Origin of the sequence: Chryseobacterium gossypii, assembly GCF_041361455.1 — a bacterium.
In the GTDB taxonomy this organism is placed as follows: Bacteria; Bacteroidota; Bacteroidia; order Flavobacteriales; family Weeksellaceae; genus Chryseobacterium; species Chryseobacterium gossypii.
In genome coordinates this window covers 366,976-389,593 of sequence record NZ_JBGCUR010000001.1, presented here as the reverse complement: position 1 = coordinate 389,593, position 22,618 = coordinate 366,976, and the positions used below count along the sequence as shown (strand labels likewise).

General features: G+C 39.4%; 15 protein-coding genes and 1 tRNA gene. 10 read left to right on the top strand and 6 right to left on the bottom strand.

The window, feature by feature from the left end; translation table 11 throughout:
* Positions 1 to 72: 72 nt before the first annotated feature.
* From ABMQ40_RS01855 to ABMQ40_RS01840, 4 genes are all read left to right on the top strand, one after another.
* Positions 73 to 909 carry an oxidoreductase gene (locus tag ABMQ40_RS01855; RefSeq protein WP_370895934.1) on the top strand — a complete coding sequence of 279 codons (837 nt, stop codon included), beginning with the start codon at positions 73 to 75 and terminating at the stop codon, positions 907 to 909.
* A 336-nt stretch (positions 910 to 1,245) separates the two neighbouring features.
* Positions 1,246 to 2,526 (top strand): two-component regulator propeller domain-containing protein, encoded by a 1,281-nt coding sequence (locus ABMQ40_RS01850; protein ID WP_370895932.1) that lies wholly within the window; start codon positions 1,246 to 1,248, stop codon positions 2,524 to 2,526.
* On the top strand, positions 2,486 to 4,213 hold the full coding sequence (locus ABMQ40_RS01845) for a sensor histidine kinase (RefSeq protein ID WP_370895930.1): 1,728 nt from the start codon (positions 2,486 to 2,488) through the stop codon (positions 4,211 to 4,213). The genes ABMQ40_RS01850 and ABMQ40_RS01845 overlap by 41 nt, the downstream gene beginning before the upstream one ends.
* A 5-nt stretch (positions 4,214 to 4,218) precedes the next feature.
* The gene (locus ABMQ40_RS01840) at positions 4,219 to 4,839 is read left to right on the top strand and encodes a response regulator (protein WP_370895928.1); all 621 of its coding nucleotides are present in this window, start codon (positions 4,219 to 4,221) and stop codon (positions 4,837 to 4,839) included.
* A gap of 825 nt (positions 4,840 to 5,664) precedes the next feature.
* Here the strand turns inward: ABMQ40_RS01840 and ABMQ40_RS01835 are convergent.
* The 3 genes from ABMQ40_RS01835 to ABMQ40_RS01825 all read right to left on the bottom strand — a co-directional run bounded on the left by ABMQ40_RS01835 (position 5,665) and on the right by ABMQ40_RS01825 (position 7,609).
* Positions 5,665 to 6,075, bottom strand: coding sequence for a hypothetical protein (locus ABMQ40_RS01835; protein ID WP_370895926.1), 411 nt, complete (start codon positions 6,073 to 6,075; stop codon positions 5,665 to 5,667).
* On the bottom strand, positions 6,075 to 7,211 hold the full coding sequence (locus ABMQ40_RS01830) for a hypothetical protein (RefSeq protein ID WP_370895924.1): 1,137 nt from the start codon (positions 7,209 to 7,211) through the stop codon (positions 6,075 to 6,077). Before ABMQ40_RS01830 ends, ABMQ40_RS01835 begins: the two co-directional genes overlap by 1 nt.
* A 324-nt stretch (positions 7,212 to 7,535) precedes the next feature.
* Positions 7,536 to 7,609: transfer RNA gene (locus tag ABMQ40_RS01825), tRNA-Asp, on the bottom strand.
* Between the two features lie 410 nt (positions 7,610 to 8,019).
* Here ABMQ40_RS01825 and ABMQ40_RS01820 point away from each other — a divergent pair.
* The 6 genes from ABMQ40_RS01820 (at position 8,020) to ABMQ40_RS01795 (ending at position 19,375) form a co-directional block, all read left to right on the top strand.
* The gene (locus tag ABMQ40_RS01820) at positions 8,020 to 9,435 is read left to right on the top strand and encodes a glycoside hydrolase family 28 protein (protein WP_370895922.1); all 1,416 of its coding nucleotides are present in this window, start codon (positions 8,020 to 8,022) and stop codon (positions 9,433 to 9,435) included.
* Positions 9,436 to 9,437: 2 nt separating this feature from the next.
* Entirely contained in the window at positions 9,438 to 12,998 is a 3,561-nt protein-coding gene (locus ABMQ40_RS01815; protein ID WP_370895920.1) for a DUF4450 domain-containing protein, read from the top strand.
* An 8-nt stretch (positions 12,999 to 13,006) separates the two neighbouring features.
* Entirely contained in the window at positions 13,007 to 15,142 is a 2,136-nt protein-coding gene (locus tag ABMQ40_RS01810) for a hypothetical protein (RefSeq protein WP_370895918.1), read from the top strand.
* Between the two features lie 242 nt (positions 15,143 to 15,384).
* Positions 15,385 to 16,794 (top strand): pectate lyase family protein, encoded by a 1,410-nt coding sequence (locus ABMQ40_RS01805; RefSeq protein ID WP_370895916.1) that lies wholly within the window; start codon positions 15,385 to 15,387, stop codon positions 16,792 to 16,794.
* 160 nt (positions 16,795 to 16,954) lie between these two features.
* Positions 16,955 to 18,049, top strand: a complete 1,095-nt coding sequence (locus ABMQ40_RS01800) for a glycoside hydrolase family protein (RefSeq protein ID WP_370895914.1) — start codon at positions 16,955 to 16,957, stop codon at positions 18,047 to 18,049.
* A gap of 279 nt (positions 18,050 to 18,328) precedes the next feature.
* Entirely contained in the window at positions 18,329 to 19,375 is a 1,047-nt protein-coding gene (locus ABMQ40_RS01795; protein ID WP_370895912.1) for a GntR family transcriptional regulator, read from the top strand.
* Between the two features lie 90 nt (positions 19,376 to 19,465).
* Here ABMQ40_RS01795 and ABMQ40_RS01790 read toward each other — a convergent pair whose 3' ends face one another.
* From ABMQ40_RS01790 to ABMQ40_RS01780, 3 genes are all read right to left on the bottom strand, one after another.
* Entirely contained in the window at positions 19,466 to 19,906 is a 441-nt protein-coding gene (locus tag ABMQ40_RS01790) for a nuclear transport factor 2 family protein (RefSeq protein WP_370895910.1), read from the bottom strand.
* Between the two features lie 115 nt (positions 19,907 to 20,021).
* Positions 20,022 to 21,170 (bottom strand): alpha-hydroxy acid oxidase, encoded by a 1,149-nt coding sequence (locus ABMQ40_RS01785; protein ID WP_370895908.1) that lies wholly within the window; start codon positions 21,168 to 21,170, stop codon positions 20,022 to 20,024.
* A gap of 3 nt (positions 21,171 to 21,173) precedes the next feature.
* Positions 21,174 to 22,559, bottom strand: coding sequence for an FGGY-family carbohydrate kinase (locus tag ABMQ40_RS01780; RefSeq protein WP_370895906.1), 1,386 nt, complete (start codon positions 22,557 to 22,559; stop codon positions 21,174 to 21,176).
* Between the last annotated feature and the right edge of the window lie 59 nt (positions 22,560 to 22,618).

Here is a 22,618-nt window from a genome sequence, read left to right as displayed (position 1 = left end):
TAGTACCCGTTTGATTCAGGTAAGGACCAGCCCTCCGGCCTACCCTAACTTTGCGGTGTAAAATAAAACAATATGGAAAATAAAAAAGTATGGTTTATTACAGGAGCCTCAAAAGGTTTGGGACTTGCTTTAGCTAAACAATTATTGGTGGCAGGCCATCAGGTGGCGGCAACTTCCCGTAATACCGCAGATCTCATTAGCGCAGTGAACATGGAAAATGAAGATCACTTTCTGCCCTTGCAGGTAGAGTTAGGCAATGACAGAAGTGTTTCAGATGCCATACGGCAGACACATGAAAAATTCGGCAGAATAGATGTTGTGGTAAATAATGCGGGCTACGGAATCGGAGGCACCATCGAAGAACTCAGCGATAAAGAAACCCGTGACAGCTTTGATATCAACGTATTTGGAACAATCAATGTGATCCGGCATGCCTTACCCGTTATGCGGAAGCAGTCAGCAGGTCATATCCTCAATATATCTTCTATTGCAGGGATCGCTCCGTCTACAGGCTGGGCGGTTTACGGAGCCACAAAGCATGCTGTGATCGGCCTTACGGAAGTTCTGGCTGAAGATGTGAAATCTTTAGGAATCAAAGTGACATTAATTGCCCCGGGGGCTTTCCGTACCAACTTCAATAATCCGGATTCCCTTGTTCTGGCCGAAAATACGATTGATGCCTATTCTCACATCCGCTCTTTGCATAAGCGTTTTGCCGCTACAAGCGGAAGCCAGGCAGGTGACCCGGAAAAAGCAGCAAAGGTTATGATGGAAATTACTGATATGGAAGAGCCTCCTCTATATTTACTTTTAGGCAGTGATGCCTATGCGCGTGCATTTGCCAAACTGGATCTTTTGAGCTCAGCTTATCAGCAATGGGAAGCACTGACAAGATCAACCGATTTTTAAATTAATTGAAGATGCCAAGATAAATCCCACCTGCAGCTCATCTACAGGTGGATTTTTGTACTCATAATTCCGCTCTTCAACAGATATTACTTCCCAAAGCAGGTACTTCATGTTCCAGGTTCAGACTTAAATATACAAGGCGAAGACCAATTTCCCCCGGATGGAGAGGGGCATTTTTGTATTTTCCACCATCCGGCCGCACTTGCTTAAGGGGTAAACATAAGTGAAACCATGATCCCTTTACAGGCTCAATTATTTTTTTAGATTCTATATAAGGAAATAAAGAAAATTTCAGCTTTTTAAGTCTTATATTTACAGAAAAATAGTAGTATATCCATGAGGGGGTTAATTTTATTAACGTTTCTTTTATTTACATTATTTAAATCACAATATTCATCTACCTGGCACAATACCGATAATGATCTCCCTCAAAGCAGTATTAAAGATATCATAAAAGATAAATATGGCTTTATATGGCTTGGTACAGATCACGGGCTTGTAAAATATGATGGGCTGAACTTTACTGTTTTTGATGAATTTCCTGTCAGTAACTTACTCTTTGACAACTTTTTAGGGAATATTGAAAATGACAGCATTATTGTTTATAATAATTATGAAAAAGAAAAGATTCTTATTCGGGGCAGGATACCTAAGGTCTATACCGCCAAAAACAATAACAACTATAAACTTCTTTCAAAGAGAAATGGAGTTTACTTAAAAAGAATTGTCAAAAATGATTTGGTAAACAGCTACCAAAGCAATACTCAATATTTTATAAAGCTTAAGTCCGGATCGTATACTTTCGGGAAAAATTCCATAATTTATACTCAGAGGAATAAATCCGTAACCATCTCAATTCCCTTCGCGAATAATTATCTGGATAATATTTTTGTAAAGGATGACATTTTGTATATCACGGATCCGAAAAAGAATAAAGTTTATGCCATAACCAAGGGACGCCTTAACATTCTCCGGGGCCCGGATCTTCTGAAAGATCCCGATACCAGGATCTATTGGCACCAGACCACCGGACAAACCCTGTTCATCAACAAAATGAACATCTATATTCTGGTAAAAGAACATGGTGAAAATAAAATAAGGTTTCTTGCAAACTACAGGGAACTGCTGAATTATCCGATCAATGCACTTTATTATGATGAAAACTTCAACAAGCTTTTTATCGGAACCACCAATAACGGGCTGAACATTCTTGACCCGGATCAGTTTTATATTACCCGGGATAATACTCCGTTTGCCAACAATATATTTCATGCCACCGTTCCTTTTAATAAGAATACGATCATTACAGAAAACGGATTGGAATTCAATAAATCCGGAATCAAGAAAAAATATCCGTTCGGAAAGCACGGAAAAGATTTTATGTTCTATGACAGTAAAAAAAATATCGTGTTCCCGGATAAAGCGTATATTATCAGAATTAAAAGAAAATATCATTATCAGAAGGCCGATTCATTGTATATTAATCCAGACCTTGACAAAGTTTTTGCAAGCAATGGTTTGTATAGTTATTCCACCACAGATTTCATAAAAAACAATTTCCTGTACATTTTTAAAAATGATGAATTTAAAAAGACCCGATTATATCTACAGATTTGAAGGTGTAGTCAACAGCTTTATGAGGTACGGCCAGGATATACTGGTAGGATGTACCAATGGCCTTTATCAGATAACGCTGGAGCGGAACAAACAAAAAATATTCCCGGGGATTTATGTAAAGAATATAATAAAGACAGCAGACGGTAATATCTGGATTACCACTAATAAAAGCGGCTTTTTTCTTTTCAAAGGTAATAAACTGATAAAAATGCCTAATGATGGCAAGAATTTTTTAAAGTCCGCCCACTATATTCTTGAAGATAAATACGGATATTTGTGGATCTCTTCAGGCAACGGGCTTTTTAAGGTTCAAAAACGGCAGCTGCTCCAGTATGCCAATAATAAAAATACACCCGTAACCTATTACCGGTTTTCAAAGAGTGACGGCTTTTTAACCAATGAATTTAATAACAGTCCGGGTCATATTTTAGACAATGGAGACTTCGTTTTTCCTTCTAAGAACGGATTTGTTTTTTTTAATCCGGATACAGTAAAAACTTATTATCCCTCCAAACAAAATATTTATATAGAAAAAGCGAAAATAGATGATTCACAGACAGTATATTTTAAAAATGCCCTAACCTTAAAAAATAATTATAAATTAGCGGTGATTTTTGCGGAACTTCCCTATTATGCTAATCAGGATAATCTTTATATCGAAGCAAAACTAAATGCTCCGCAATATTCAGGCTGGGAAAAGCTAAAGAATAACAGTTATGTTATAAAAGGTCTTTCTCCCGGGGAATATGACCTTCAGTTTCGGGTATTGGTCTCTCCTAAAGGGGAGTTTTTATATCAGACCTTAAAAATAACCATTGAATCCCGGTTTTACCAGACCAGGCTCTTTAAAGTTCTTGCGATCATCCTATGCCTTGTAATGATCATATGGGTCATAAAAATAAGAACCAACTTCTTGAGATTCAGAAATCAGTCTCTTGAAAAAATTGTATCTGAAAAAGAAAATATTTTGAAAAAGACCCTGGAAGATCTTGAAGCCATACGGGAAATACTCAAAAATGAAACCGAGCATCAGAAAACGATAATCGAAACGATCAGCCACGATATTGCTACTCCCATAAAATATCTGTCCAACCTTTCAAAAAACTTATATGAACTGGAAGATACACAATCTCAAAAAAAATATCTGGACAGCATCTACAGGTCTTCAAGAGAGGTTTACAAATTCACATTAAACCTTAAGGAATATTCCGCCCTGTATCGTGAAGATAAGATCCATGAAGAATCTCAATACCTGATTTTTGAACTGATAGAAACTAAAAAAGACCTGTTTCAGGAATTGGCCCTGTTTAATAATACGGTCATCCACAACAAAGTAAACCGGCATATAACCACTAATATCAACAAGAATATCATTTTGGCAATTATCCATAACCTTCTGGATAATTCAATAAAAAATACAAAATCCGGCGTCATCACCATTGAAGGTGACACAGTGGATGAAACCATTGAGATCAGGATATCCGACACGGGTGTTGGCATGTCTTCCGAACAAATAGATTACTATAAGAAATTATCCGAAGGGTTTGATAGTAAAGAGTTATCTTTAAAAAAGTACGGATTGGGGCTCCATATGGTGATACACTTCATCAAAAAGATCGGGGCGCAGATTTATTTCAGTAAAAACCAGCCAAAAGGAACAATAATTCTAATAAAAATAAAAAAATAGATAACATGAAAAAGAAAATACTTATTACGGATGATCACTATGTTATCCGTGTTGGAATTTCGTTTATGTTAGAACAAAAGTTCTGCTATCCATGTATCACTGATTTTGCAGATAACTTTACGGAAACACTGGAAAAGTTATCCCGGGAGCATTATGATTTGCTGATTCTGGATATTGATATGCCGGATACTATTCATAAGGCTATGATCCAGAAGCTCAAGAGTATTCAAAAAGACCTTAAAATATTAATTTTTTCCGCTTACAACGCGCAGGTTGGTATTCAATATATCAATGAAGGAGCAGACGGATATATAAAAAAAGATTCGGGAGAAGAAGAAATACTCAGGGCAATCTCGTTATTATTTGAAGTGGGATATTATTATCCCGAAACTATAATGAATATGATCATAAGATGCCCTGAGAAAAAGAATGATCCCACAGAGATACTTTCTGAAAGGGAATTACAGATATTTAAACTCCTTGTTGAAGGAAACGGAAATATTGAGATAGCAAATTTGCTTGATATAAAAATGTCGACAGTAAGTACCCATAAAAAAAATATTCTTGAGAAATTGAATGTCAAAACCGTGGTCGACCTTGTCCGTATCAACGATGAATTGCATTAATGTTAACTATTGTATTTTTTTTGAATACAATGGAAAATTCCGGACGGGCCCGTTTAAAAACATCAAAATCAAAACGTCCGGCAGTGGCCAGTTCATTCCTTTCAAAATGCCTGGATGGCCCACTTTCAGATAGTAATTCCAGCTTTTCTCCAGAATTATTAAAACAAAAAATGCTGTAAAATAGATATTTTACAGCATTTTGTACTATTTTTATTTTATAATTAAGCTGTCCATTATTTGTATGGAGTTTGTAACTGTTTTTTCTGTAACATTTCCGTAATTATCTACAATTATCTTATTGGATGGAATATATTGTGTAGAAGATATTCTTTCATTTTATTTCTTTCCCAAAATTTTTCCTTTCTATAACCACAATCATTTTTATTCGATTTTCATTATAAAGTTCGATGCTTTTGTTTAGTCGAGTTTGTAATCTTTTTTTGAGGATGTGCCATCAAACTCAAATTTCCTAAAACAACAGCAACATCAATACTTTGTTTTTTGTCATTTATACCGTTAAAAATTATATATATTGAATGAAGCAAAAACCATAAGATTAGTAATCCCAAAATGATCTTTAATATCTTATAAAGTCTTTTGCATAACGATTCTTGTATAATTGCAGCTAACGGGCCACGTAATGATGATAATAATGGATTAGAAAGTCTAAACCTTCAATCTTGCACTAACTTAAGCAACAGCCTTTTATTATTTTTTAAATTTATGAAAAAAGGAAATATAAAAGGCTGTTGACAAAAAAAGGGAGAAACTTTCAATTTCTCCTCTTAAATCGCCATTTCGTCAATACGATGTTAGCGGAAGTGTTTATTTTTCTGGTTTATATGTCCAATTTCTTTTTACAGCTAAATCTCTTAATTTACCAGCTCTTTTAGTTTTTTGATTTTTACTTGTTACTTGACTAAAGTCGATGTGTGAATGCCCGTCAAATTGTATATCATCATCATTTGTAGTTAGAGGAGTAACAGAAAGTACTTCTTCTTCAGTTAGTGATAAAACACCATATGAAGTATATTTTGTTACAAAATGTTCATAAGCTTCTTTCGCAGAAAATTTATTACCATTATAAACTGATAATTTATCCTCATCTTTTTCCGTTGGATTAAATGCACCTGATGAAACAACTAATGAATCTTCTGTAAACGCTTGATTAGAAACAATATCGTTTACAACAAATGACGGGTGTATTTGCCTATGTAGTAATTTTTTACTTTCCATTAAACAAATGTTTTAATTAAATCATTTAATTGAATCCAACCTTCTTTATTACCTAATTCGATTTGTTCTTCTCTTTCATCAGAATCATCAATATCATTATAATAAAAGAATTCAGCGGATAATGAATCTAAATCAATATCAATCACAACATTTTTAGCTTCGTTTTTCCATTCTAATTGTATATTTCCATCAACTTTAGGGAAAATAGCAGGCAGAGGTAGCTTATTTTCAAAATATGAATTAAACAGATTTTCTAATTTATTCAATCCTATTTTCTTTAATGCTTTACCTTGCCCTTCGTACCAATTATCTTCTAATTTAGAAAGATTATTTATGCGTAAGGATACATCTAATGGATCTAAAATATCCATAGATTCAATTTCTGTAATTTCTTGAATTTTGTCGTTCCAATTGAACAAAGCAGTCCCCTTTAATGATATGTAAGTTTTATTTACATACTCATTAAATGCAACGAAAACGGAATCTTTAACAGATTCAGTTAATGGACATTTAATATTTCCAAAATCAGTTTCGATTTGAAATGTATTATTTTTCTGATCTATTTCAGGAATTAAAGCAAATAGTTTTATGCTATCAACATATTCTGTTTTTTGTTCACTAGATAAAAGTATTTTTTTTCTAGTTGTTTTGTTCAAGATAGCATTTGAAGGGGTTCGAGAATTATAATCATAGCCAAAATCAATTGATTCATCGTCAAGTAAATTTTTACCTATTTTACTAAAATAAGATAATAACTTATAATCTACTTGCGTAGGTATACTTCCATCATTAACTGACTCTATTAATTCAATTATTTTATTTTTGGCTTTCTCAAAATATGCAAAATTATTTAGGTTTTCTAATGGTAGTGTACTATTTAAAGCAATAGCACTAGCTATAGCAAATTTTGCTATAGCACTTCCTTCACCAATATCTACTAATTTTAAATAGATACCGTCAGAAAAACCTTTTGGAACACGTTTTCTGTTCGGATTTTCAGTTAGATATATATCTTTTGCTACTTCAATTAATAAATCTTCAAGTGCAGTGAAATCTTCTAAGATATTCACAGGCAATGTATGGTCTTCAAATCGAGAACCAACAAGTCTAGGCGCTATGAATACTTTTTCGGACATTTTTATTAAACAAATTTTCGGACGAAAGATACAATTTTTTGTTTAAAATTGATATTCTGCAGTCTGTTTTTAACATTTCCGCTAACAAATAGCTCGGCTTTTTTTATATATAAATTGCGCCAATATTTTTTGACATTATGAAATATATTACTCAAACAACTGATTTACAACCATATATTTTCCATAATGCAAAATTCTTATTTATTGTACACGTCATTGAATGAGTCACTATCAGGGTTGTGTTTTTTAGCTCCATTTGGAACAGGTAGAAAACAAAAAAAGCTGTAAATATATTTACAGCTTTTTTTACTATTTAAATAGTTGCGATCCGGACGGGACTCGAACCCGCGACCTCCGCCGTGACAGGGCGGCATTCTAACCAACTGAACTACCGGATCAATTTTAAAACAAACTGATAAACTTCCGCGATACGGACGCTTTTTGCTTTTTCTTGTTTACAGCCCCACGGGTTACTTCAAACAAGATCAGGAGCGTTTGTTTTAACTGGTGCAAAGATATGATTTTTTCAACTTCTTACAAATAAAATGACATTTTTCCTTTAAAAATAATCATAAACATCAGAAAGTCAAATAAAAAAATTATTTTAACGGTTTCTATGTCAGGATACAAATCCGCCCCCTGCTGATGCAGGTTTGTGAAAAAATATTATATTTATATGAACAGCGTTTATTTCCATATATCTGTAATAAAAGTCCATAATGTTTTGCTATACCGACAGTGCAGGATAATTTTTACCCGCAATTATTTTAGATTGCGATAATAAAAGAAATTTATAAATCGTCATCTAATGATTCTTGATATTATGAAAAAATTCGTGTTACTCCTTCTTATACTGTTCATCTCAGTTCCCGCTTCGGCTCAATATAAAGCCTGGACCTCGGCACAGCAGCCTTTACAGGAAATCCGGGCGCTCAAAAAGCAAATTGTAAAGCCCAGCTTCAGAGACAAGGACTATCTGGTTACTGATTTCGGTGCTATTGGAGACGGAAAGACCAAAAATACGGACGCATTTAAAAAAGCTATTGAAAAGTGCAATGCAGAAGGTGGAGGAAGAGTGGTCGTTCCCAAAGGAGTTTTCTTAACAGGTGCTATCTATTTAAAAAGCAATGTGAATCTGTATGTAAGCAAGGAAGCAACCATCTTATTCAGCCAGGACAGTAAAGACTACCCTATTGTCTTCACGAGATGGGAAGGAATGGAATGCATGAATTATTCCTCCCTGATCTATGCTTATGAAGAAGAGAATATTGCCGTTACCGGCGGAGGAACGTTAGATGGAAATGCCAATAACGATAATTGGTGGTATTGGTGCGGCGCAAAAAAATACGGCTGGAACGAATCCCGTCCGGGAAGACAGAACCCGGCACGGGCCAAGCTGCATGAATATATGGCTCAGAAGAAAGATCCGAGGGAAAGGGTTTTCGGGGACGGGCATTATCTGAGACCCAATTTCGTTCAGCCTTACAGATGCAAAAATTTCTGGATGGCAGATGTCCTGGTTAAAAATTCTCCGATGTGGAATCTCAATCCCGTACTTTGCGAAAACGTTCTGATCGAAAGGGTAAAGGTAATCAGCCATGGCCCGAATAACGATGGCTGTGATCCTGAAGCCTGCAAAAACGTCTGGATCAAAGACTGCTATTTCGATACCGGAGATGATTGCATTGCCATCAAATCCGGCAGGGATGAAGACGGAAGAGGCATCGGAAAACCGGCAGAAAACCATATTATTGAAAATTGCGAAATGAAGGATGGACATGGCGGTGTTGTCATCGGAAGCGAAATCGCAGGTGGCGCAAAAAACATTTATGCGATCGGAAATTTTATGGACAGTAAAAACCTGGACAGGGCACTCCGCATCAAAACCAGCTCAAGCCGTGGTGGAATCATTGAAAACGTATTTTTTTACAACACGAAAGTGGGTACTTATAGAGAAGCCGCAGTTCGTTTCAATATGCATTATGAAAAACCCGGAAACTTTATTCCAACCATCAGAAATATTTGGGTAGAAAACCTGAAGGTGAAAAAAGGAGGAAAATATGCGGTGCTTTCCGATGCCTATGAATCTTCACCCGTAACCGATTTTACCATGATCAATGCTAAAATTGACGGCGTAGAAATCCCTTATAAGGTTGACTTCCTGAAAAATGTCACTCTGAAAAATGTATTCGTTAACGGGCAACCTTTAACCAATTTCAAATAAAAATGTCAGGAAAATACATTTTAGCCGGCTTTATTGCTTTATCAGCATTTTCACATTCCTTTTCCCAATCCGGGCATTGGCGGAATAATGAAAGAGAATTGCATTACAGGGAAGATAAGGGCGATTTTTTATTGGTCAATGGAAAATACCGCTTCAACCGGGCATTGTATGGAGACAACCGCGCTTCAAGAGTGGAAGCCGGAGATTTGCCGGAGTTCGCATTATATCTTCCGGGAATGGGAGGAAATCTTCAGTTCATTATCCGGAAAGGAGATTCCGTCAAAAAACTGATCCATGCCGATAAAATCGAAACACGTTACCATCCCGGATCTATGCTTTACGAGATCAGAGACCGGATCCTCGGAAACGGAAGCTTAAAGCTGACCGTCTTAGCCCAATCGAAAGAAGAAGGCCTGGTTGTAAAAATGGAAACTAAAAATATAGATCCCGAAACAAGAATTTACGCGGTTTATGGAGGCGCAAGCGGAAAAACATTCAGCAGAAACGGCGATATCGGGGCTGATCCGGAATCCGGATTTTATCTGCTTCCCGAATATTGCACCGATAACCAATTCCGGATCGATAAAAACCAGTTTCAGCTCTCCTATTTCAACAAAAAAAAGGAAATCCAGAGTGTTAACGGAAGTTTCTCAAATATCAGTTCATTACAATTAACGGATGCTGAAGCTTTGGAAAAGCTATCACAATTCACACAGATTAAAACAGGCCGATCCCCGATTATTTACGCTTCTTACTCAGAAAGTAAAACCCCTGTTTATATTCAGATTTCAAAAGGAAAATCAGCTAAAAGATTTTCGGACGGGGAATTGAAAAATATCTTTGATGAGGCAGAGCAATCCCGTTTGGTATTGACAAACCGGGTCCAATTAAGAACTCCCGATCCGGATTTAAATAATTTCGGAGCTGTTTTGGCTGTGGCTGCAGACGCAATCTGGGAAAGCCCGACCTATCTTCACGGGGCGGTAGCCTGGCGTATGAGGCTGAATGCCTGGCGCGGAGCTTATGTTGCAGATGTTCTGAGCTGGCATGACCGTGCTAAAGAACATTTTGAAAGCTATTCAAATTCCCAGGTTCTAACACCGGATGCCGCACCTGTTGAAATGGATTCCAGCCTCCACCTCGCAAGGCACACGGAAAGGATGGGAAATTCCGTCTTTTCAAGCGGATATATTTCAAGAAACCCGAATGACAATACCCGACCTCATCATTATGATATGAACCTGGTTTTCTTTGACCAGATGTTTACCCATTTCAACTATACGGGTGATGTTGAATTTTTAAAGAAAATGTGGCCCACAATGGTTCGTCATATGGACTGGGAAAAAAGAAATTTTAAGCGGGGTGACCTTTATGATGCCTATGCCGCGATTTGGGCAAGTGATGCGCTGCAGTATTCAGGTGGCAAGGTAACCCATACCTCCGCTTATAATTACAGGGCTAACCGTGAAATGGCGAAACTGGCCAAACTGATCGGTGAAGATCCGAAACCTTATGAAAAAGAGGCTGAAGCGATTTTAAATGCCATGAAAGATCAGCTCTGGATAAGAAACAAAGGCTATTTTGCTGAATATAAAGATGCTTTGGGCAATCAGCTGCTTCATGACAGGCCAGCGGTCTGGTCGGTTTATCATGTTTCGGATGCTTATATTTTAAATGAATTTGAGGATTACCAGAACCTGCAATACATCAATAATCATATTCCTAAAATTCCGGTACATGTAAAGGGGGAAGCGGATAAAAGCTATTATACGCTTTCTACCACCAATTGGCAACCTTATGACTGGTCGATCAACAATGTAGCGCTGGCAGAGAATTTACAGACCGCCCTTGCGTATTGGCAGGCCGGGAGGAATGAGGACGCATTCAGGCTTTGGAAAAGCAATCTGATAGAAAGTATGTATCATGGGATCAGCCCGGGAAATTTTGGGCAGCTGCTGCATTATGATGCCTTTCGTGGAGAATTGTACAGGGATTTTGCCGACCCGATCGGTGTTGCAGCCCGAACTTTGACTGAAGGACTGTTCGGGGTTTATCCGAAATTATTGGAAAAGAAGGTCACTATCAGACCAGGCCTTCCCTACGAATGGGATTTTGCCGAGCTGAAGCTCCCGGATTGGGAATTTAAGTTCAACAGAACCTCCGGAAAAGCGGTGTATGTGTTCAGATCCAATTTTAAAGACAGGGTTTCCCTTGATCTTCAGATTCCGGTGAATGCTCCCATACAATCGGTAAAAGTAAACGGTAAAAAAGTGGATTGGAAGATCAGGCCCAATTCTATTTTACAGCCTTTCGTACAGTTCGGTACACCCCGTGGGAAAGAGTTCAGGATCGAGATCTGTTATTCCGGAGAAGCTTTTAAACGTGAAAAAACAGATTACGTGAGCCATATCTCCGAAGATCTTCAATTGAATTTTGATCCCCAAAAGAAGATACACCAGGTCTATGATCCGCAGGGGCTGATAAAAAAACGGACCAATAATCAGTTCACGCTGGTAAATGAAGAAAGAAAAGGCACCTTCTTTATTCAGCTCGGGCAGAACGGAACCCTTTGGTGGCATCCTGTGAATGTTGATATCCGTTATCCTTTGGATATAAAATGGGTGAATAAAAAACTGCAGATCCGATCCGGTTTAACCCATCCGATCAATGGAAAATTAAGCATCAATGGACTGATCAGAACTTTCTCAGCCCAGGAAAATCAGACTTCATCAGTTGAAATCCCTGAAAATATCTTAAGCAAGGGAACAAATTTCGCTGAGCTGGAATATAACGGGATCAGGCAGGATATTGAGATCACGGATTGGGAAATTGGTCATACAGGCGAATTTAGCCCTGTTTCCTTAGCCACAGAATTTAATGAAAAAATAACCGACATTTTCAGGCAAAAATATCTTTCGCCGAGACTTAATGTACCTACCTTACAGCTTCCGTGGCAGGGGATCGGGAACTGGTGCTATCCATTGATCACGGCTGAGATTGATGACAGCGGATTAATGGATAAAAGAAAGAACGGAAAAGTTGAGTTTCTTGGAATTCCTTTTCTGGTCGGTAATACCGAAAAGAATATTGTATTTACAAGCCAGTGGGATAATTATCCTGATTCGGTGGAAATCCCTGTTTCCGGCAAAGGAAAGAAGATCTACTTCCTGATGGCGGGATCCACCAACCCGATGCAGTCTCAGATCATTAATGGAAAAATCACAGTCAGATATGCTGACGGTACCAATACAGAACTGGAGCTGAAAAATCCGGTCAACTGGTGGCCGATTGAGCAGGATTTATTTGATGATGATCATGCTTTCGAAATTCCGGATGATAAGATTCCGTACAGGATCCAACTGAAAACGGGAGAATTATACAAAGGCGGAAGCCTCACCAGGTATTCAGGCATCAAAGGATTCACCAGCCGCGCTGTAGAAGGTGGTGCCGCAACCCTCCTGGATTTGCCTATAGACCCGGATAAGGAACTAAAAAACATACAATTAACGGCAGTGAGCAACGATGTTGTCATCGGAATGATAAGTGCTACTGTGCTTAAATAAATTTAAATATGAAAAAAGTAACATTATATCTAAGTCTTTTTCTGATGGGGCTTTCTTTGTTAAAGGCTCAGAAAATCGACCGTAAAAAAGTGGTTCAGCGACATAATATTATGAATACAAAAGCGGATACCTTGTCTTCCCTGACCGTTGGAAACGGAAAATTTGCATACACCGTTGATATTACGGGAATGCAGTCGTTTCCTGAATATTATAAAAACGGAGTCTCTTTGGGAACACAGTCTGAATGGGGCTGGAACAGTTTCCCCAATACGGAAAATTATAAATTTGAGGAGACCTTAAGGCCCTACGACTTCAATAATGACGGCCGGAAAGCCCTGTACAGCGTTCAAATCAAGGAGCCTGAACGCAACAGGAAAGCAGTGGAATACTTCCGTGTCAACCAACACCGTCTCCAGCTGGGAAATATCGGTATTGAGCTGTACAAAAAAGATGGTCAGAAAGCAAAAATTTCGGATTTGAAAAACATCAGTCAGGAAATTGATTTATGGACAGGGATCATCACCAGTGAATTTACCCTTGAAGGAACTCCCGTAAAAGTCTGGACGGCCTCTTTTCAGAATTCAGATAAAATCGGCGTTAAAATTGAATCCGGCTTAATTGCTCAGAAAAGGCTGAAGATTTTTGCACGCTATCCTTATCCCAGCGGACAATTCCTGGATGAGGCAGCTTTTTACGGAAATGAGGATAAACATTCAACCAAAATCATTTCATCAGATACCACTCAGGGACTGATCGAGCATCAGCTGCAAAGTGCTGGTTATTACACGCAACTGTATTTTACTGACGGGAAATTAAGTGAAGCCGGCAAACATTATTTCGTCTATGAGCCTTCTTCTAAAAACAAGACCATAGAATTAAGCGTTGAATTTTCAGCTAAAAACCCGAAAAGCAGAAAAAGCTTATTCGCTGAGGCGGAAAAAGAAAGCTCATCCGGCTGGAGATTGTTCTGGGAAAGCGGTGCAGCCGTTGATTTTGAAGGAAGTACAGACCCGAGGGCCAATGAACTGGAGCGTAGAATTGTACTATCGGAATATTTAACCAAAGTGCAATGCGGAGGAAGCAATCCGCCACAGGAAACGGGTCTGACGTTCAACAGCTGGTACGGTAAGCCTCATACAGAAATGCATTGGTGGCACGGCGTACATTATGCTTTGTGGGGAAGACCGGAAATCCTGGAAAAACAATTGGATTATTATTTCAGATCATTTGAAAAAGCTAAAAAACTAGCGCAGCGACAAGGATACAAGGGGGTAAGATGGATTAAGATGTCGGATAATGAAGGAAATGAAAGCCCGTCTTCCGTAGCTGCATTTCTGATCTGGGAACAGCCTCATATTATTTACATGACAGAGCTCTTGTATCGCCACGCCCAAGATAAAAAGGTTTTGGAAAAATATAAGGATCTGGTTTTTGCAACGGCAGATTTTATGGCTGATTTCGCCACCTATGACAAAGAAAAAGACCGTTATAACCTGGGAAAAGGAGTCATTCCCGCCCAAGAGGTTTTTCCGGCAAAAGACACCTATAATCCCACTTATGAGGTGGCCTACTGGGATTGGGCTCTGAGAACCGCCCAGCGCTGGAAGGAAAGATTAAATGAGCCCCGGGACAAAAAGTGGGACGATGTCATTGCAAAGCTGGCCCCTCTTCCCGCTCAGGACGGTGTTTATCTGGCAACCGAATCTGCAAAGGATTCCTACACATTCCCAAAATGGATGACTGATCATCCTACGGTTCTGGGAGCATTGGGGATGGTTCCCGAATCTACAAAACTGGACAAAGAAATTATGAAAAATACCCTGGACGTCGTTTGGCAAAAATGGAACTGGGAACATACCTGGGGTTGGGATTTTCCGATGACGGCAATGACGGCCGCAAGATTAGGACTTCCCCACAAAGCTCTGGATGCGCTCTTTATGAATGTGCAGACCAATACTTACCTGAAAAACGGCCATAATTACCAGGATGGACGCCTGCGTATTTACCTTCCCGGAAATGGCGGCGTTCTGACCACCGTTGCCATGATGCTTGAAGGCTGGGATGACTCCCAAGGGGATTTCCCAGGCTTTCCTAAGGACGGCTCCTGGAAAATAAAAGCGGAAGGATTCAAAAAGATGCCTTAAATTTCACATTCATATAGTTAGTAAAGTCTGTCCTTCAAGGACAGGCTTTTTTTATATCTCACCTGCATCTTTTCAGACGACAGCCGCCTATCCGTTTTCAAATCCATAAGGCTCATGTATGGCATCATAAAATTACAATATTTTCAACATAATCCGAATAAATTTAAAAATACAGTATAGTACAGGATGATTTCTTATTGACAAGCTTTTAATTTAACCCAATCAAATTAAAATTTATAAACATGAAAAAAACTACTACAACACTTTTGCTTTCCATTTTCCTTTTATCCTGCAACCATGGGGATCCTTCGGATACCCCGCCACCCGTTGAGGTATGCAATGCAGAGAAAGCCCTGGCTTTTCCTGAAGCTGAAGGTTTCGGGAAATACTCTACGGGAGCCAGAGGTGTAGCTAATCCTGAAGTTTATATTGTCAGCAACCTGAATGACAGCGGCCCCGGCTCTTTTCGTGATGCGGTGAGCCAACCGGGCAGATTTGTTGTTTTTTCCGTAAGCGGTATTATCAATTTGCAGTCTCCTGTTTCCATTTCGCCTAATCTTACGATAGCCGGGCAAACAGCACCCGGAAAAGGAATCGTGCTCTATGGTCAGAAAGTTTCATTTACAGGTGCCAATAATACAATAGCAAGATATTTCAGAATCAGATTGGGAAATTCCAGTAATCTATCCAAAAATACAGATGCTTCAGGAATTGCCAATGGTAAACATATTATGCTGGATCATATGTCTTTTTCATGGGGGCTGGATGAGGTTTTTTCCATCAATTGGGATAACAAAGGCTTTGAACCTGACAGCATCACTATCCAGAATTCCATCATCGCGCAAGGTTTACACCGGCATAACCATTCGGCAGGCGGCCTGATCCAGACAACCAACGGGCATATCAGTATTTTAAAATCCCTGTATGAAAGCAATAAGACCAGAAACCCTAAAGTAAAAGGGAGGAACGAGTTCGTCAATAATGTTATCTACAATTACGGTAACCAGGGGAATACCTATGGGCATACGGTCTCCGGAGACGGCTATATCATGGGTGATTCTGCCGGAGAATCCCAGGTAAATATTATTAATAACTATTTTGTAGCCGGACCATTGAATGTTGATAACCAGGCAACTCCTTTCAGCAGGGGGACCAGCACATTCCACCTGTATCAGTCGGGTAATTATTATGATAACAATAAAAACGGGGCCCTGGACGGAAGCCTGGTTCCACAGAACACTACAGCATTTCCGGGAAATACCCCGGTTCAGTTCATGAATGCTCCATTCGCATATCCTTTCTCTACCCCTAGTTTGTCTGCCGCCCAGGCTTTTTATCACGTTCTCCAAAACGCCGGCGCCAATTTCCCGCACCGGGACCAGGTAGATGACCTCATCATTTCCGAGGTGAGCTCAAAGGGAACACAGGGATTATACGTCTATACTGAAAACGATCTTCCACTTGCCAATAACGGATTGGGTAATTACCCTGCCTATCAGGTTGCCCGCGACAGTGATTCGGATGGAATACCGGACAGTGTTGAGATAAAGATGGGACTCAACCCCCGCGATGCCACAGATGCTTTAAAAGTGAATAAATATTGCAAAAATTATCTGAATATTGAGGTCTACATCAACAATATAATGAATTAATCTTAATACATACCGTTAATTGACATTCATATCCGCCCAAAGCAGGAAAAAAGCACTGATATCAAGTGCTTTTTTCATTTCTGTACCCAATCAGGAATAAACCGAAAGTACAGGATACTTAATCTATCTGTTCATACTAAATTAGCAGTAAATCTATATTATGGACAAATCCGGATCTATCACCCGTAAAGATTTTTTACAGACCTCAGCCCTGGGAATTGCAGCTGCAGCTCTGGGGTTGTCATTTACAAGCGTTCCCTCTTTCTCTGATCGGCCATATTTCAACTTAAAACCAATCGGAAGACCGTTCTCATTGGAGGGTTACTATATCTGGTGCAGTTCTCCGATCTGGGGAGAGGATGGAAAGGTTCATCTCTTTTATTCCAGATGGAAAAAAGAAAAAGGAATGGGCGGCTGGCTCAATGGTTCTGAAATTTGCCGTGCGGAAGCGGAATCTCCCTTCCATAATTTCCGGCATAAGCAGATCATCCTTGCTCCCAGAGGTATCGGGTTCTGGGATGCCACCACCTGCCATAATCCTTTGATCACCAGGGTAGAAGACCGTTACTACCTGTTTTATATGGGGAATTGCAACGGAAAAACAAATACCAAAAGAATCGGACTTGCCACGTCCAAAAGTCTTGACGGAGACTGGACCAGGCCTGACGCTCCTCTGCTGCTTCCCGGAGAAAAAGGCTCCTGGGATGACCATTGCACCACAAATCCTGCCTTTGTAAAAGGAAATGACGGCAAATTCTGGCTTTTTTATAAATCCTGGAATACAGAAGAATATGAAACTCAGAAAGGACCTATAAGAGGGAACCGGAAATACGGGCTGGCCAAGGCAGATCACCCTTCAGGACCTTACGAAAAAATAACGGCCAATCCTGTGATCGATTTTTCATCGTTACCCGGCAATGCCCAGTTGGAAGATGCTTTTATCTGGGAACAAAATAACAAATTTCACATCATAGCACGCGATATGGGGTTTTTCAACCATGAATACGGCTTACATTTAACTTCTAAAGACGGTCTAAGCTGGTCAAAACCGGAAATCGCCTATCTTGATATGAGAAGTTACATTAAAGAGCCCGCCCCGCCCAAACATTTGAACCGGTTCGGAAGGCTGGAACGCCCAATGATCCTGATGGATAAGGACAGCCAAACACCTAAATTCCTATTCGGAGCGACCCAGGGAGGAAAATATGAAACTTCCACACCTTTCCTGTTTGAAATTATAAGTACCGGAACTTAAATCCTTTAACCCATCATTCATTTTCGAATATACAGCACCTTTTACCGGTCATGAGCCGGATCCGGTTCTTAAAGTGAATACCGTCATATTAAAATTTATATTGTTTCTTGCAGCTCTGATCAAAATAATTGCAAGAATAATCCGTTGAAAATAAAATTTTAATGTGTTTTAACTGTTAAAAAGAACAGGAACAAGTTATCATAAATTTTTTGTAACTTGTCTCATCTCCTTAGTGATCCTGATTTTTTTTAACTGAAATAATATCTTCTATCTAATATCATGGCAGAAACATTCGAAATAATTATAAATGAGCACTCCAGAGTCCCTAAGTACAAACAGATCGTAGATTCTATTCTCAATGGGATTGACAGTGGAGAAATTAAGATCGGAGAAAAGATCCCATCCATAAATGAGCTCAGCGAGTCCTGCTTTCTTTCAAGAGATACCGTAGAAAAGGCTTATAAGGAACTTCGGAAAAGGCAGATCATTGAGTCTGTAAAGGGGAAAGGTTATTATATTTCACGTTTTAATAAAAATGATGTCATTAATATCTTCTTTCTCATCAATAAACCGAGCACGTATAAAATGATGATCTACAATTATTTTGTCAATGCAATCGGTACCAAGGGAAATGTTGAAATGTATATTTATCACTGTGACGAAACGCTGTTCATCAATTCCCTTAAAAAGAATCTGGGAGGATTTGATTATTATGTGATCATGCCCCATTTTCGAGATGAGCAGTCCAAGCACACGAGCTCAACGAAAGAAGTTATAGAGATCATCGAAAAGATTCCTAAAAATAAGTTATTGATCCTTGATAATACCAAGCCCAATATTTCCGGCGAATACGGCTCCATTTTCCAGGATTTTGAGCATGATATCTATGATGCACTGAAGGAAGGCCTGGACAAGATAAGGAAATACGAAAAGATCATTCTGGTTTACCCTGATAAATCCATCCACCCCTATCCTTTCCGTATCGTACGGGGCTTTGAGAAATTCTGTATGGATTTTAAACTTGATTATGAAATTCTTGACGAGATCTATCCCGATATGGAATTACAGGATAAGGATATTTTCATCACCATCCGTGAACGTGATCTGGTGAACCTGGTCAAGCAGATCAGACAGAAAAACCTGGAATTGGGAAAAGACATAGGAATTATTTCCTACAACGAAACACCGCTTAAAGAATTACTGGGAATTACGGTAATTACAACAGATTTTAAGGCTATGGGAGAATCTGCCGCCTATATGATCCTGAAAAATAAAAAGGAGCAGGTGAATAACGTTTTTAAGTTTATTCAGAGGGATTCCCTTTAAACTTACAGTTTATATTTTCCCGCGCAAAGATATTCCTGTCATAATTGTAATAACTCTTGCGTTAAAAAATTCAGCCGGTCTGATAGATCTTTATTTTTTCTTTTCAGATTTTACGGCCTGTCTGGCCAGTAATTTCCAGCTGTCTCCGGTTTTTGCCCAAACCAATAATATATCCAGCGCCACATCACCCGGCGCTTTTCCAAGATCAGCGGTTGTGGCATATAAATGATGACGGACAACCGCCGTGTTCCCAACGATATCAATGGTTTGACCGGTAATATCAATAGTGACGAAATCTGATCTTTTGCTGACCAGTTTTTCAACAAATTCTTTTGCGTCGTCTATATGCCCTCCTGAATGTCCGTAAGACAGTTCCGGTAAAATCAAAGATTCCAGCGCAGGCCGGTCTCCGCTGATCATGGCTAACTTCAGTTTTTCAGCTGCGGCAGCAACTGCATCTTTATCGTTCACCTGTGCGGATACGGTGAGAGCCATTAAAAAGCTTATGGCAAAAATCATTTTTCTGATCATAATCGTGTTTCCTTAAGACTAATGTATTTTAATTACTGATCTTCGTTTAAACGCATTTTATGAGCTTTGGTCATTGGATCGAGGTCTGCTCCTGATGAATTACGAAGTAACAGCTTTATTTTACCCTGAATTTCTGCAGATCTTCCGGCTTTTCACAACAAAGCTGCTCCATTACCTGCCTGAATTGCATTTTGAGCATACCGATGATATGATCACCGCCCTTGTCACCCAAAGCACCCACTGCATACATAAAAGTTCTTCCCATAAAGGTAAATTCCGCACCGCAGCTTAAAGCACGGGCAACATCGGGACCGGTTCTTATACCGCTGTCCATCATTACTTTTATTTTACCTTTGTATTTTTCGCTGATCTCCTTCACAACCGCGATTGTAGATTCTCCCGCATCCAGCTGCCTTCCACCGTGATTGGAAATGATCATCCCATCGAATCCTGATCTCACTGCTTCTTCGGCGTCTTCATCGGAAGCAACACCTTTAATCACCAGTTTTCCTTTCCATTTATCGCGGATCGCCCTTATCCTGTCGGGATTCAGCCTGCCGGAAAATGTGGAATTCATGAATTGCCCCAGCTGCTTCACATTCATATTCTTATCCATGTACTTTTCCATAGTGGCAAAATTGGGAACACCGTGTTTCAGCATCTCCAAACACCATTGCGGCTTGGCCAAAGCCTGGGAAACATTCCTGAAATTCAGCTGGGGAGGCATTGCCAGACCATTCCGGATCTCCTTAGCCCGGTAGCCAAAAGTGGGCACGTCTGCCAGAACAACGAGCACATCGTAGCCGGAAGCTTCACAACGGCTGAGAATATCGTCCCGTAGCCATTCTTCCCTCGGGTGATATAGCTGATACCATGCCCTACCTTCCGTTAATTCCGCAATCCTCTCAATGCTGCTCGTCGTTACCGTACTCAGAATAAAAGGAATATTGTGTTTGAATGCTGCTTTCGCTAAAATTTCAGGAGCATTCGGCCACATCAGGCCCTGCAAACCGACAGGAGAAATCCCGAAGGGTGCCGAATATTTCACGCCAAACAATTCGGTTTCCATATCAGCTTCAGCGTAGTTATTAAGATAGCGCGGACGGAGCAAAACCTCCCGCAATTCGCTTGTATTCCTGTCCCTGTTTATATTTTCATTGCAACCTCCATCCAGATATTCAAAAGCGAAGCGGGGCATTCTTTTCCTGGCCTTCTCAATTAAAATCTCAAGGGATGGATATCGGGTATCGAATGGGAATGACATAGTTTATAAATTAAGAATTAAAGGTTGAAGCACTTTCATCTGATAATGCTGCTGCAAAAAGGTTTCATCTATTTCCCTGTTGGAAATGACCATAGACGCTCCCAGAGCAGAACCTAACGGTGAGTGTGTGGACATCACGTTGTAATGCTGAAAATGATGGGACATCAGCTTCATGAACACATCATTGTCCGTAAACCCTCCGTCAATATAAATGGTTTTAATTTCCGAATTTCCTATGGCATTTTTAATGGTATGAATCTGCAGGTCCATCAATTCTATCATCAGCTGATGATAGGCTTCTTCAAAAGTGGGGAATGAATTTAAATCGGTTTCACTGATCATTTTCCGCTTCAGGGCAATGCCTTCAAAACGGAAATATACCGCTTTATGCTTCATCAGACGGAGATACAGGTCCTGGTCAAACCTTACTTCCCGGTGGAAGCCATATTCTTTTCCGTAATGGGCACATAGCTTTTCAACCTGGATTTTGTATTCGTTTCCCATGAAAAAACGGGAGGCTTTTACGCGTTTACCATCGATCCGCATATAATTCAGGCAGTTATTCTCTATATCCTCGTCAGTAAGGCTTTCATCATTAAAAGGATTCAGAGAAATGCTCCATGTTCCCGTTGAAAGCAGTAAAAATGGTTCTTTTTTACTTAAAATATACGGCAGCAATGCAGAAGAGCTATCGTGAATTCCAACCCCTATTTTAATTTTTTTATTTCTGTAAGAGGTATTGATGCTCGCCGATGTCGGTACGATCGGTGCCAGTAAAGCATCAATGCCTTCTTCATAGACCCAGTCGTGGTAATCTGCTTTGTCATAATCCCAAAGATTGGTGTGGCAGCCTATCGAGGTAAATTCCGACACACAGATCCCTGTGAACAAATATGACAAATACTGCGGTAAATGGAGGCTGTAACGAATCTTTTTGAATACTTCCGGATGCTTGTATTTCAACCAGAATAACTGTAATCCCGAGTTCAGCATCCCTGCCTGCGGAGAAGCAGTTTCACGGGCAATCTTCAGTTTGCTCCCGTGTTTTTCGTAAAATAAATCCAAAATTTCCTGATCCATCGGTTTGGTATAATTGTACAAAGGGGTCAGGACATTTCCTTTCTGATCCAGATGTACAAAGCTGGCTCCATAAGTAGAGAAATTGATGGCTTTCACTTCAAAATTTTCATCATCCAGAATGGCATTGAAATTATCTTTAATCCAATTTTGCAATGCTGCAAGATCTTCAGTGGGATAACCATCCTCATCCGTCGTGAGCGGCAATTCCGTATACTCACGAACTACTTCTCTATAATTTTTATCAAATAAAAAGAACTTTTTATTGGTTTTTCCAATATCAAATACTATGGTTACCTTTTTTTTGGACATTCCGATGAATTAATTGTATGAAATGAATATTTTTCAGGTTTATTTTATTGTTCCGGGGC